Raw genomic sequence first — 13,586 nt, 5'->3', positions numbered from 1 at the left:
CTGACAACGTCAGCGGTACATGTCTTGAGAATGTGAATTCTTTGAAGGCTTGTCAAGCACGAGCTGTCGGGTTTGGCCACGACCAGCGTGAGATGCTTGTGTCAGAGCTCTCTACGACAGTATCTTCCTTCTGCTTGACTTGGTTCGCAGGCAGCAACCACGGCATTTGTCGCATCAATCACGGACTGCAGTCGACGTGTGATCATCGGGATCTCATCATGCTCCAAGGCTCCCCCTACTCTCAGAATCGCAGCGAGTTCTAAGGCTGCCTGAGCCGCTTGGTTCTCAACTGTTTCTGGTCTTACTGGAGATTGCTTAGACGCAAGTTTAGTGATCATCCAGTCAAGCACTCCCTTCAGCACACTCATGTTAATTCCTAATATTGATGAACGCAAAATACAGCGTTCCTTACTGACTCAGCCCCGCAAAAGCGAGGCGTAATTAGAGCTTGTTTTGTTCACGCGAAAGAACAACCTGTTGGAGGAATTTCACGCGAACAGACGCTTTATCTGGCTGGAGAAACAATGTTGTTCTAACGCTGACTCAATGAGAATCGTGCTGAGAGCTATCTCATTGAAGACGCTAGCTCTCAGCCGATGTGTACTTTGCAACAACTTGTAAAGTTTGCCACCTGTGAGCGCTAGCTCAGCGAGGATCCCTGGGCATTGATCGCACGCATTGCTACATCGACATCACCCGGCCCGTTGTCGTGGCTTGGGCCAGTTATCAAAAGGCACGCATTCGCGCACAAAGGGAACCCGTTTTTTCACCGGTGGGCGCCGGCAGCGAAAAGTGGCTACCTCGGAAGGTAACCTGGTCATCCAGCGTTGCGAGATGACCAGGTTACCTGCCGAGAGAGTCGGAAGCGTTTTTAAAAAAAAGTGGACCGCAACACCAGTGCGGCCCTGAGACGACTATGCATCGAACCTTCTGTGAACTCTGTGTGCCTATGAACCCGCTTTCACGAGTTAGACGGCTGCGTGTCTGCTACTGAACAGGGAGACACAGGGAGAATTCACAACAAGATCTGTACGCCCCTCCCGATGCTTTGCGTACTTTGGGGGAGGAGAATGAAGGCAAGGCCGACTTCTCCAGGGTGTCACTGATGACCGTCAGTGACCAGCGGGGTGGAACTGGTAGTAGCCCCATTGTGGCACATCATTTGTAACCCCGCTATCACCAGCCTCTCAGCTGCTCTTGACAGTAGCGGCTCGGGGCTTGGCTGACTTGCCAGGTGATTTTTTCTTCCCTGTACCAATGTTCACCGTACCTTTGCATTCGGGGTAGCGGGAACACGCCCAGAAAACGCCTGAGGATCCTTTACGCTGCGAGGTTTTCGCACTGCACAAAGGGCACTTGGGACCTTCGGGCACTTTGATCGACAAGGTGGTGCCTTTGTATTGTTCGACGAGCCTGGTGATCCAGCTCGATTGTCTGGCGATAAAATCATCGAGCGTCAAGGTGCCTTGCTCGATCATCGTAAGCGCTTGCTCCCATATCGCAGTTGTGCCGGGATCGGCCACAGCAGGAGGGACCGCATCAATTAGCGAGAATGCTGCTTCAGTTGCTCGCAGCGCGCTACCTTTCTTGATGAGTGACCCTCGGTCTATCAAGCCCTGAATCGTGCCTGCGCGAGTTGCTTCAGTACCAATACCGGTGGTTTCCTTGAGCTTTTGAGCCAGTCGTGGATCCTTCACCAGCTTGGCAATGGTTTTCATCGCTTTGATCAATGTACCTTCGGTGTAAGCCTTGGGCGGCTCAGTTTTCAGCGATTTGAGATGCAGGTCCTGAACGTCACACCGAGTGCCAATTTGCAGCACTGGCAGGATCTGAGAGCGGCCGCCACTGTCATCAGCCTCTTCTTCGGACGATGCAGAAAAAAGAACCTTCCAGCCTGGGACCACGATTCGCTTGCCCACTGCTTGCAGTAGAACGGCATTGCATTCGAAGGTGGCCACGGTCCGGTCGTACTCATGGGTAGGCAGGAACTGCGCAAGGAAGTGGGCGCGGATCAATTCATAGACCTTGCGTTCCTTCTCAGACATTGCTGAAAGGTTTGCAGGTTCAAGCGTGGGGATTATCCCGTGGTGGGGACCAGTGATTTTTTTGTCATTCCATGCCCGGGAACGTTGCTCCGGGTCGATCAGTTGCAGCGTCTTGCCGATGGATGGATCAGTTCGATTCAGAGCATCGAGGACCATCGGCACTTCGTCAAACATGCTCTCCGGCAGGTACCCGCAATCGGTCCTTGGGTAGGTCGTCGCCTTGTGAGTTTCGTAAAGTGACTGTGCTACGTCCAGCGTCTCTTGCACACCCATCCCAAACTTTGCAGAGCACACCTCCTGCAGGGTGCTCAGATCGAACGGGAGCGGAGCTGGATCCTTGCCACGCTTTGTATCAACAGAAACTGTTGAGGCAGCCTGACTACTTTTCAGCGCGGTCAGTGCAGCAGCTGCAGCAGCTTGATCAAGGCAACGGCCTTCCTCATCTACCACGTACTCATCGGCGACCCATTTCGCCAAGAACGATTGTCCTGCCGTCCAGAGCTGAACCTCGACGCTCCAGAACGGTTTGGGTATGAAGTTCGAGATATCCCGGTCGCGGTCGACCACCAGGCGAAGGGTCGGTGTTTGGACACGGCCCACGGAGAGCACACCGGTGTACCCGGCCTGTCGGCCGAGCAGGGTGAATAGCCGCGAAAAATTCATACCGATGAGCCAGTCCGCTCTGGAGCGAGCGAGCGCCGAGAGGTACAACGGGTAGGTTTCTGAGCCTTGCTTGACGGTGTTGAGCGCTTGGCGGATGGATGCTTCATTGAGCGCAGACAGCCATAGCCTCTGAATCGGTCCTCGGTACCCACAATACTCGATCAGTTCGCGCGCGATCATCTCCCCCTCGCGGTCAGCGTCTGTCGCAATGACTAGCTCGGTAGCCTGCTTGAGAAGCTGCTTGACGATCTTGAACTGACTGGAGGTTTTCGGCTTTACGAGCACTTTCCATTCAACAGGCAGGATTGGAAGTGTATCCAGGCTCCAGTTTTTCAGGTGATCGCCATAGGCATCCGGTGGAGCCGTTTCCAGCAAGTGCCCAATTCCCCAGGTCACGGCCACACCATTGCCCTTGATGCAGCCGTCACCTCGTGTCTTGGCCCCGAGTACGGCGGCGATGTCTTTACCCTGGCTGGGCTTCTCGCACAGATACAAACGCATAAGGACTCCGATGAGGTCGTTTTACTCAAAGGAGAAACATTGCCTGCTTGAGAAGTTATGCGCCTTAGAAAACCCTTCATTGATCCCGTGGGGTTGGAAGGTTGGGGTTAATTCCAGACCGAGTTACCTGATGTGCTCAGGGCGGTTGTAAAAAATGCGTGGGCTTGGTAAACGGGTACGAATCACATTCGAGGCTTACTATGACTATCTCAAACCGGCTGCTCGCTGAACTATCCACATGGCCCATCGTGCCAGTCCCGAGTCGTTTCTACCATGGTTGCTGTTTAGGCGATCGGGGGTTGAACGTGCGCGCGAATGTGATAAGGGGAAATAAATGGTTCTCGGTCGACCGTCGCTATGCAGGGGAATATGCCTGGCATTGGAGCCGGCCAGCGAATGCGCAGAGAATGAGGCTTGAATTGGTGCTGACTCATCCTCACTTGGCGGTCTCTCAACCTAGACATATTGGCGGCGAAAAATGGGCGCCATTCCTTGCAGAGTGTTTTCCAGGTGTAAGCGGTTACGATTTAAGTCGCGAGTTTCAAAACAGTCTAGAAACTCACCTTGTTGCATTAGGGAATCCTGACGTCAAATCTTACTACAGCAACGGAGGACGAGAGCTTTGCATTCCCAGAGTTCAGAGATTTGTTAAGGTGGTCAGCGTTATAGGTTTGCCGAATGATAAGGTTGTTTATCAGGCCTCAAACATATAGGTAGTGTTGAGAGTGCATGCTTGGATATGTATGGGGAACTGGTGTTTTGATCAAATAGTTCAGGATCGTTAAGCTATGGATATTTACAGGGTCCTACCATATTTGGGGCGTGCCAAGGAACTATTGAAGGCCTCTGACGAGCACTCCAAGAGGTATGCTGCTCTGGAGTTGCGTTTTGCGTTGGAAAATGTCGTGTACAGACAGATGCGTCAGTACGGGGATGTCTTGCCTGGCAAAGTGCTCAGTATGTGGAAGCCTGATCAGATGCTGAAGGCGCTGATATCATTCGATCCTATCAATGAAAACGGTGGTGAGCTGGCATTTGCTCTGAGAAACGGCGATGAGTTGCCGGCTGACTCAGATTTCAAAGACATAGGTTCTACCAAGGCAATTCCGTGGAAAGAGTTCCGGAAGTATTACAACAAGCTCGGATCCTATCTTCACACCCCCGTAAATCAAGAGGCTGCGCAGAAGGTCAAAAAGATTGCAGAGGAAGACTTTGCGAAAATAATAAATTGCCTGGAGGAAGTTGCCAAGGCAACAGCCGTATTTGCATTTAAAGCTGTGGTGTTCGGTACGTGTCAGTGTGGAAATGTTCTTTATGTTGGTCAACGTGAATTCGATAACGAGGATTTAGTTCTATGCAGTAACAGAAGATGTAATCTGCTTTGGAGCAAATGGACGGAGAGCGATGGGACTCAGCTGCTTGTCAAAGTAGAGACGATCATCTTTGAATGCGCTGATTGTCAGGCAGTGATTCCAGTCCCTCCAGCCCAAATGTGGCAGCCCATCCGCTGCAGCAACTGTTCCAGTCGCTTCAGGGTTGAAGTCAGACTTTCTAAAGTCGAGGAGGAAGACTGACAGCGTGAGATCCTGCGAGGACAGACGAAGCATAAATTTTGGGATCGATCCCCTGCTCCGGAAGCAGCCAATTTATCGCGAAAAACGCACACGGGGCGATTTCGCAGAAAGGGGTGATAAAATAGGTTATCACCAATTATTACCGTTTATCGGTTTCGGCCACACAGGCTGTGTTTGGCGTTGCTTTCGTGACCGAATGCACAGCAAATGATTCAAAACGATCCAACGATGAGAAACTTATGCAGGAACTGACGAAATCCCAGCAGAATGATCAGCGTCGGCTCACATCGGTCGAATTTCAGACGTTGGCCCAAGTTCCGGCCGCGGTCGAGTGGTTTGCCAACTTGGACAATCCTCGAACACGCCGTGCCTACCAAAATGACCTGGAAGACTTCTGTGGTTTTGTCGGATTGGCTTCGGCCGATGAGTTTCGCGTGGTGACCCGATCACATGTTTTGGCCTGGCGCGCCCAGCTCGAGCATCGCGGTTTGGCGGGCGCCACGATCCGGCGCAAGTTGGCAGCACTGGCCAGCCTCTTTGATCACCTCCTGGAGAGCAATGCAATCGCCGGCGGCAATCCCGTGCATGGGGTCAAACGCCCGAGGATTGAAAGCAACGAAGGCAAAACCCCGGCACTGGGCGATCACCAGGCCAAAGCGCTGCTCGAGGCCCCCGATGAAACAACCCTTAAAGGGCTGCGTGATCGGGCGCTATTGGCTGTTCTGCTTTATCACGGGCTGCGCCGCGAAGAAGCGGCGCTGCTGCAGGTGAGCGACATCCAGGATCGCCGCGGGATTCAGCATCTGAAGGTACACGGCAAGGGCGGCAAGGTGCGGTATCTACCGCTGCACCCGGTGGCGGCCGGGCGCATCCATCAGTATCTGGAAGGCTCAGGGCATCATTGGGCGGACAGGAAGGTACCGCTGTTCATACCGTTGCGCGGCAAGCTAACCGGTGCCGGCATCACAGCCAACGGCATCTATATGGTGGTGGCGGCTTACGCGAAGAAAGCCGGGATCCAGGTGGACGGCCTGGGGGTGCATGGACTCAGAGCTACTGCGGCCACCAATGCCCTGGAGCATGAGGCCGATATCGCCAAAGTCCAGGCCTGGTTGGGTCATGCCAATATCAGCACAACCAAGATCTATGATCGCCGGGAGAACCGGCCGGAGGATTCACCGACCTACAAGGTGAAGTATTAGTAGAAGGAGTTCGGGGCTGTGCGGCAGCTCACCCCCGGGCATCGTCAAGAATGTCGTGCAACGCTACCCAGGGATGATGGTCTTCAAAGTCGTTGGCTGGACAGGTTTCGGCGTGTAGGAATGGGGCTTCGCAGTCTTCCAGTGCTTGGCTTTCCATGCAGCCAGTGCATACAGCACGTCCGGCAACGATCGACCATCGACCGTTCCATTCTTCAATACCTCGTTCAGTCTCCACTGTTTCGACTTCTCAACATACGTTTGTTAGATGCTGAAGGTAGCGCTGTGCGGGCCGGTTTGATACGCCCAAAACCATACCCCTGTTTGAGTTGTAAGCCATGCGCACCAACCAATAAAGCGACGCCTGTTGATCGGCTTATTAACGGCAGCTTTCGGCCCAGAGTGTGTAAAAACTCTTTCTTATAGTGCGTGCTACAGCCCATTGCCGGTGGGCGGGGCGATTCCCGACTATTTACCAGGATCAGCGTCGGTAACGCTTCAGAGCACGTATGAAGCGCTCTGGCGCCTTTCTGGGGCAGTAAAAGCCGGGCTTTTACGCCTCCATCGCCTTCAACAAGCCTTCAGTCCCGATGATTTTCATCACCCGCTTCAAGTTATAGGCGAGCACATTCAAGCTCATTTCTGCGCTCACCCCGTTCAGTTTTCGAGTCAGGAAGTGCGTTGCCCCCATCCATTGTTTGATCGTCTGCCCAGCGTGAGAGCTGTTTAGTGAAGTACCTGCCAAGAGTCCGAGGACCCATGCAGGTTTTTCCTGAGCAGTGCTGAGTCAGCCCTACGTCGGCAAATGGACCAATGAGCGCCATCAGGCTTCTCGTCACTGGATTGGTTTCGTTCACTTTCGGGCAGCCGGCGTCTGCCGCTTCGTTCACTGCAGCCAACAGGGCATCAAATTGCGCGTCAGTGATGATGCCCAGGTTATGCACCTGCTTGATGTACCCGACTGTCACCGCTGCATTGTGCTCGGCAATCTCACCACCTAGCCCGCCACGGATCGAACGGATCAGCGAGTCGACGCGCTCGGCCACACGCTCAGGTGTCGCCACTGTTTTGTTGCCTGCGCTTTTAGTCATTTAAAAGGCCATCGGCATTCATGCCGGCGTGATGGGTTTCCCAGTCGTTCAGCGCTTTGACGTTCGCCGCCATCAGCTCGTCGAACTGGGGTTGGTCCAGTAGCCCCAGGTCGTACAGCGAGGCGATGTAGAACCGAGCTTGGGCCGCATTGTATTGGGCAAGCCCGTCAGACAGCGAACCAATTGTGTTAATCATGTCCCACGCGCGCGCCACGGCGTCGGCATTGGTCATTGGCATGATTGGGGGGCCTTTCAGTCCATTGCGGTTAGGAGATGTTAGCCACTACCGGCGCGGTTGCGTCGGTGACTGCCAGCGGGCTGGCTCGGCGTCTGCCTCGGATAAAAGCACGTTAAACTGCGCGGCGCTGATCACCCTGATGCGAAACAGCGTGCGGCAAAGCACATGGATGGCAGCATGTTGATTGGCACAACTGCTTTGGGTCGGTGCTGCGCGCAGGTGGGCAATGTCCTCGCGGACCGCGCACAGGCTCTGTTCGGGCGCCATGCCGAAGGCATATCAAGACTCCGGTATTTAAAGGGCTATGCTGGGAGTGTAGTAAGCGTCCAGCCAACACACCTTCCGAACTCCAGCATTGAGGGTTGCGGTGTTGACGCAGTTGTTGTCAGCAAATGAAATCGAGCGATTCCCTTCTCGGCGGCTTTCGCTTCAATGAGGGAAAGAAGCCGGTGATGCTGCTGATGCTCACTTGACGTGTAAGCCCAGAACATGACCTGTTAACCTAGATGGTTTACTGGTCATTTTTCTGGTTTACACGCTCTCCAGGCTGGGGTGTGGCAAGCCCAGAATCAAGGCGTCGTGATTAGCGAGTAATGCGCAAACAGTGAGCGATAGAATCCAATGAGTACCTCCTCGGCATTGGACTGCTGAAGCTTGTGAGCACCAAAGCGATACACCTCATAACCTACCAGCCTCAGAGCCCTGTCAGCTCCCATCAGCTCAGCGTACAGCCTAGGGGTTGAGCGTCCGTCTAGGTCGGAATAGTGATGGTTGCCATCAATCTCGCATGATCGAGCTGGGTACAAACTGGGCACGAAAGCGATCGCTCGTAGATCTTGGACGGAATGTTTTATACAAGAATATAGGTCAGTCAGCGCGTCGCAGGATGCGAGGGAGACCGCAAGCTCGGAGAGCGCCATCTAAACTCCAGGAGTGAGCGCACGCGACTAGGTTGATCGCGTCAACGCTCTAGGCGCGATTCAAGTGGAAATTTTATTCAAACAAAGCTGGATCGACTTTGTGTCGGCGAGCTTGTTCAAGGTGGCGCCGCATCTGGTCAGCAGCAGCCAAACGGTCGCCACGCTCCAGGCAATCGAGAATCGCTAAGTGCTCTTCTGCTTGGCCTTTACGTGGTGTTCGCGCACTGGCCTGGCGGTACTCGACCAGGCGCCGTAATTGGTCGAGACGGCGGACTGTCTGCTGCAGGAAACGGTTTCCTGAAGAGGCAGCCAAGGTCTCATGGAACTGCGAGTTGGCTTCAAAAAGCTCTTGCGGCGTCATGGTCAGATAACCGCCGTTGGCAATGAATTCCTGCTGCCGACGGCAGGCAGCCAAAGTCTCACGATCAATCTGAAAGGTCGGTGACAGAATCCCTGAAGGCTCGATGGTTGCCCGGAAGGAATAGCTTTCCTCATAAGCCTCAACAGAATCAATCATAGGCAGCAGACGCCACCCCTGACCAGCGCGCTGTTCGACCCAGCCTTCCTGCTGGATACGAGACAATACAGCTCGCAGCGCTGCCCTGGAGACGTCGAACTGACGCATGAATTCGATCTCTGTAAACAGCTCAGGAAGCTGTCGGCTGAGGCGAAGCTCCGCGAATTTGAGGTACAAGGGATCGTCAGTTTTCTCCATGACCTCAGAGGCAAGATCACCGAGATCATCGCTGGCTCGCGCCAGAAAAAAACCCCTGTTGCGGTCGTATGTCAGCATGCCCTTTTCGACCAGATGTCCCATGGCGAATTTGACTGGTGTGCGCGACACATTGAGCGCCGTAGCCAATTGGGACTCGACCAGGTGATGACCAATAGCGAAGCGCTCACGACGTACGTGAGAAACGATGTCACGCGCTATGCGTGCTTGCAGCGGGCTTAGAGGCATTAGGTCGGAAACCACAGAGATCTGAACCGAAGAGCACCCATTCTAGCGCGTCATTTTACACTTCGGCAGAGACCATCTGGCCTCCGCCTCAATTACAACATCCAGAGGGTCTTAGCGAACCTGATAGAGGGGAAATGCCCCAAACAGAAGGCCGCCCACCAGCAGGCCGAGGCTGGCCAAGATAGCCCATTTGAGAGCGAAGCGTTGATGATCTCCAAGATCTACTTTGGCCAAGGCAACTAGCAGGTAGAGTGATGGCACCAGTGGGCTGAGTAGGTGGACGGGTTGACCTACAACCGAAGCCCGCGCGATTTCCAGTGGTGTTATCCCGTATTGGGCTGCAGTCTGTGCGATCACCGGAAGGATGCCAAAGTAAAACGCGTCGTTAGACATGAAGAATGTAAATGGCAGGCTAACGAGGGCGGTGAATACAGCCAGGAACGGGCCGAAGCTTGGTGGGATAACATGCAGCAAGCTTTTCGCCATTGAATCCACCATACCGGTTCCGGAAAGGATCCCGGTAAAAATACCCGCAGCAAAAATGACCGCTGTAACTGCCAATACATTCGTCGCATGAGCGGCAATACGTGTTTTTTGCTGCTCAATGTTGGGGTAGTTGAGCATGATGGCAATGGCGAAGCCGACCATGAACAGGATCTGGATAGGCATTACGCTAATGATCAGGCAAGTGATGAGGCCTAGCGTCAAGATCAAATTCGGCCAAAACATTTTCGGACGACGATTTTCATCACATTGTACTGCTGATCCATTGCCCAGCGACACAGGGCCTTGATGAAGACCGTCCATATCAAGAATGCCAATGCGCGCACGCTCTTTGCGCCCGATGATTACGGCAGTAAAGATGAGGCAGGCGCAACCTAGCAGCATGCCAGGAATCATGGCCAGGAAAATCTCCATTGCATCCACATGCAGCGCTGCTGCTGCGCGAGCGGTTGGCCCACCCCACGGCGAAATATTCATGATACCGCTGGCAATGTTCACCAGACATGTCATGCCCAGCACGCTCATCCCCAGTCGCTGATACAGCGGCAGGAATGCCGCGCAGGCAATCATGTAAGTAGTCGAACTGTCACCATCCAGCGATACCAGCATTGTCAGTACCGCAGTGCCTACCGAAACCTTGAGAGGGTCGCCTTTCACCACTTTCAAGATGAAGCGGACGAGCCCGTCGAAAAGCCCAGCGTCGATCATTATGCCGAAGTAAAGAATTGAGAAGGTCAGCATCACACCGGTTGGAGCAAGTGTTTTGACGCCGTCGAGCATCATGGCGCCGAGGCCTACGTAATGGCCTCCGATCAGCGCGAAAACGATAGGTATCAAGATCAACGCGATGAGCGCAGAAAGGCGCTTCGTCATGATCAAGTACATGAAACAAATAACCATTGAAAAGCCAAGGACTGTTAGCACGGTCGAACTCCCATTTTTCAAATCTATGTGGCTTTGGTCGGCCATGTGGCCTGGATAGCGCAATGGGTCTCAGGTCGAGACCGACTCGATCCAAATGGGAGTGGTGGTGGAGGTGGGGCAAAAGAGCTTGATCATGGCGGGCCTCGATTTTTCTTATCTTTATTTTTTCTACCGTACCTGACTGAGCGCTACGTCGAAGGAGCGAGCATGCGCAGTAGAAATCGTTGGTTGGGTAAGTCCGACACTCAAGCGAGATGGATCGGATGAGTCAACATTGACCTATATCATCACAAAGTGCAATATGCGACTCATAAGAACGTTACCCGTGCTGTTTGTGAGGAATAGTCAATGCCTAAGTCAAAGGGTCAAATCGTTTCCGCCAACGGAATCGAATACCGTGTCAGCGACATCCGTGGGGTCGTGACCGACCTGGGTGGTGATTACGCGAAGCTGCCCTACAGCTTGCGAATCCTTGCCGAGAACGTTTTGCGTGGAGAGGCTGACCCTGAAGCCGCGCTCAAAGTCATCTGCGCCCGCTCTAAAGAATTCGACATTCCTTTCCGTCCAGCTCGCGTCGTTTTGCAGGATCTGCTCGGCACGCCGGCGCTGGTCGACCTCGCGGGTCTGCGTGACGCCGTCGCTGCTCAAGGCGGCAACCCAAGGCTGGTTAACCCTGTTACACCGACCCACCTGGTAGTGGATCACTCGCTCAACGTAGAGCGTTGGGGCGACGCCAGCGCACTCGCCGATAACGAAGCCATTGAGCGTGAGCGCAACGCCGAGCGTTTCCAGTTCCTGGACTGGTGCAACAAGGCATTCAGCAATCTGTCGATCATTCCTTCGGGCAAAGGCATCCTTCACCAGATCAACCTAGAACGCCTGACCACTGTTGTAGGTACTCAGCGCCGTGATGGCGAGCTGTGGGCATTCCCGGATACCTTGGTTGGTACCGACAGCCACACCACCATGATCAACGCTATTGGCGTGCTGGGTTGGGGGGTAGGTGGTATCGAGGCCGAAGCCGCGATGCTGGGTAAATCTCTGATGCTTCGTCTGCCTGAAATCGTCGGTGTACGCCTGGAAGGCACCTTGCCTCAGGGCTACCTGGCAACGGACATCGCTTTGGCTCTGACCGAGCTTCTGCGCAAGGCTGGCGTGATCGGTTCGTTCCTCGAGTTTTTCGGCCCAGGTGTACCTCAGCTGTCGCTGGCCGACCGTGGCACCTTGTCCAACATGGCGCCTGAGTTTGGTGCGACAGCAGCGATGTTCGCGATTGATGATCGCACTCTGCACTACATGCGCATGACTGGTCGCGGTGGTCAGATCTCCGGTCTGACGGAGGCTTATGCGCGATCTCAAGGCTTGTGGCATGACAGCCTTGGTGCCGCCGAGTACAACCGCGTCGTAACGCTGGATCTCAGCTCTGTGGCACGTTCGATTGCGGGGCCGAAGCAACCACATCAACGGATTGTATTGGGTCAAAAAGCTCCGGCTACCCACCTACCAGTTGGCTTGGACAACGGCTCGGTTGTGCTCGCTGCTATCACTAGCTGCACCAACACTTCCAATCCGCGCGGTGTCATCGCTGCCGGCCTGGTTGCTCGAAACGCGCGCAAACGTGGCTTGAAGCGTGCCCCTTGGGTCAAGACGTCCTTTGCACCAGGATCGATGGTTGTTTCTGATTACCTTGAACGTTCCGGGCTCAACGAAGATCTCGACGCATTAGGTTTCAACCTGGTCGGCTATGGCTGCACCACCTGTAACGGTATGTCGGGCCCACTGCTGAGCCCTGAGATTGAAGAAGAGATCCGCACCCGCAAACTAGAAACCGTTGCTGCGACCTCCGGTAACCGTAACTTCGAAGGCCGTGTTCACCCGCTGGCTCGCGAAGTCTTCATCATGTCGCCGCCGCTGATCGTTGCTTACGCCATCGCCGGTACGTACCTGATCGATCCGGAAAAAGACGCGCTGGGCGTGGATGACAACGGTGTGCCTGTATACCTGCACGAGCTGTGGCCAAGCGACGAGGAACTGACCTCTATCGAGGCTGAAAACCTCACCGCCGACCTGTTCGACAAGGCATATGAAGACGTCCCTCGCGAAGCCGGCCTGATTGCCAGCGACCTGCGCGCCGGTGTCAGCGACCAGTACGCATGGCAAGAGAAAAGCACCTACATCCGCAAACCTCCGTACTGGAGCGATGCGGTGACGGCCACTGACACCACTAAAGACCTGAGCAACATGCGCGTCCTCGCCATGCTGTCGGACAACATCACTACCGACCACATTTCTCCATCGGGTGCGATCCTGCCGGAAAGCGATGCTGGCCAATATCTGCAATCGCACGGTATCGCGGTGCCTGACTTCAACTCCTATGGCACACGTCGCGGCAACCACGAGGCTGCGCAGCGCGCCACCTTCGCCAGCCCGCGCCTCAAGAACGAGCTGCTCGAAGATGGTCGTGAAGGCCCATGGACGCTGCTGCTGCCTGAGAAAGAGGTCACCACCATCTTCAAGGCTGCCGAGATCTACGCCGATCGCAAGCAATCCCTGATCGTTGTCGCCGGCAAAGAGTATGGCAGCGGCTCGTCTCGTGACTGGGCGGCTAAAGGCCCACGTCTGCTGGGGGTGCGTGTCGTAGTGGCTGAAAGCTTCGAGCGTATCCACCGTACCAACCTGGCGGGTCTTGGCATTCTCCCGCTGCAGTTCGAGCAGGGTGTCTCGCGCCAAAGCCTGGGTCTGAATGGTCGCGAAACCTTCAGCGTGGAAGGCATCACCGATGACTTCCAGCCGGGCGCCAAGGTCACTCTGGTGATCGAGCGCGAAAACGGCGAAACCGATCGCGTCTCTGTCGTGAGCCGTCTGGATACCTTTGAGGACGTTCGTTACTTCCGCAGCGGTGGTCTGTTGCCGCAGTTGCTGATCGAAAGCATGAAGAACGCATCCGCCAACTGATGCGCCGCTGA

8 protein-coding genes and 1 pseudogene are annotated in these 13,586 nt (G+C 54.7%); 3 read left to right on the top strand and 6 right to left on the bottom strand.

Annotation, left to right across the window (positions count from 1 at the left end):
- Positions 1-101: 101 nt before the first annotated feature.
- Both JOE34_RS24240 and JOE34_RS24235 read right to left on the bottom strand, forming a co-directional pair.
- Positions 102-368 carry a hypothetical protein gene (locus tag JOE34_RS24240; protein WP_017699420.1) on the bottom strand — a complete coding sequence of 89 codons (267 nt, stop codon included), beginning with the start codon at positions 366-368 and terminating at the stop codon, positions 102-104.
- 819 nt (positions 369-1,187) lie between these two features.
- Entirely contained in the window at positions 1,188-3,209 is a 2,022-nt protein-coding gene (locus JOE34_RS24235; RefSeq protein ID WP_020342662.1) for a DNA topoisomerase III, read from the bottom strand.
- A 788-nt stretch (positions 3,210-3,997) separates the two neighbouring features.
- On the opposite strand from JOE34_RS24235, the gene JOE34_RS24230 reads away from it, so the two are divergent.
- Positions 3,998-4,783, top strand: coding sequence for a hypothetical protein (locus tag JOE34_RS24230; RefSeq protein ID WP_003317526.1), 786 nt, complete (start codon positions 3,998-4,000; stop codon positions 4,781-4,783).
- Positions 4,784-5,022: 239 nt separating this feature from the next.
- The gene (locus JOE34_RS24225) at positions 5,023-5,985 is read left to right on the top strand and encodes a tyrosine-type recombinase/integrase (RefSeq protein ID WP_053932410.1); all 963 of its coding nucleotides are present in this window, start codon (positions 5,023-5,025) and stop codon (positions 5,983-5,985) included.
- Between the two features lie 550 nt (positions 5,986-6,535).
- On the opposite strand, the pseudogene JOE34_RS24220 reads toward JOE34_RS24225, so the two are convergent.
- The 4 genes and pseudogenes from JOE34_RS24220 to JOE34_RS24205 all read right to left on the bottom strand — a co-directional run.
- A pseudogene (locus JOE34_RS24220) lies at positions 6,536-6,688 on the bottom strand (IS5/IS1182 family transposase); the annotation flags it as partial.
- A 377-nt stretch (positions 6,689-7,065) separates the two neighbouring features.
- Positions 7,066-7,311 carry a hypothetical protein gene (locus JOE34_RS24215; RefSeq protein ID WP_055007287.1) on the bottom strand — a complete coding sequence of 82 codons (246 nt, stop codon included), beginning with the start codon at positions 7,309-7,311 and terminating at the stop codon, positions 7,066-7,068.
- 993 nt (positions 7,312-8,304) lie between these two features.
- Positions 8,305-9,192, bottom strand: a complete 888-nt coding sequence (locus JOE34_RS24210) for a GntR family transcriptional regulator (RefSeq protein WP_003368156.1) — start codon at positions 9,190-9,192, stop codon at positions 8,305-8,307.
- A gap of 111 nt (positions 9,193-9,303) precedes the next feature.
- On the bottom strand, positions 9,304-10,620 hold the full coding sequence (locus JOE34_RS24205) for a CitMHS family transporter (RefSeq protein ID WP_053932420.1): 1,317 nt from the start codon (positions 10,618-10,620) through the stop codon (positions 9,304-9,306).
- A gap of 348 nt (positions 10,621-10,968) precedes the next feature.
- Here JOE34_RS24205 and JOE34_RS24200 point away from each other — a divergent pair, with 348 nt between their 5' ends.
- Positions 10,969-13,575 carry an aconitate hydratase gene (locus JOE34_RS24200; protein WP_053932405.1) on the top strand — a complete coding sequence of 869 codons (2,607 nt, stop codon included), beginning with the start codon at positions 10,969-10,971 and terminating at the stop codon, positions 13,573-13,575.
- Positions 13,576-13,586 lie beyond the last annotated feature (11 nt).

This window comes from Pseudomonas sp. PvP028, assembly GCF_017832255.1.
Lineage (GTDB): Bacteria > Pseudomonadota > Gammaproteobacteria > Pseudomonadales > Pseudomonadaceae > Aquipseudomonas > Aquipseudomonas syringae.
This window is presented reverse-complemented; position numbering and strand designations above follow the sequence as displayed.

Excerpts from the sequence above, each read along its gene's own strand:
- JOE34_RS24200 (WP_053932405.1), top strand. The coding sequence starts at position 10,969 with ATGCCTAAGTCAAAGGGTCAAATCGTTTCCGCCAACGGAATCGAATAC.
- JOE34_RS24235 (WP_020342662.1), bottom strand. The coding sequence starts at position 3,209 with ATGCGTTTGTATCTGTGCGAGAAGCCCAGCCAGGGTAAAGACATCGCC.
- JOE34_RS24230 (WP_003317526.1), top strand. The coding sequence starts at position 3,998 with ATGGATATTTACAGGGTCCTACCATATTTGGGGCGTGCCAAGGAACTA.
- JOE34_RS24215 (WP_055007287.1), bottom strand. The coding sequence starts at position 7,311 with ATGCCAATGACCAATGCCGACGCCGTGGCGCGCGCGTGGGACATGATT.
- JOE34_RS24225 (WP_053932410.1), top strand. The coding sequence starts at position 5,023 with ATGCAGGAACTGACGAAATCCCAGCAGAATGATCAGCGTCGGCTCACA.
- JOE34_RS24210 (WP_003368156.1), bottom strand. The coding sequence starts at position 9,192 with ATGCCTCTAAGCCCGCTGCAAGCACGCATAGCGCGTGACATCGTTTCT.
- JOE34_RS24240 (WP_017699420.1), bottom strand. The coding sequence starts at position 368 with ATGAGTGTGCTGAAGGGAGTGCTTGACTGGATGATCACTAAACTTGCG.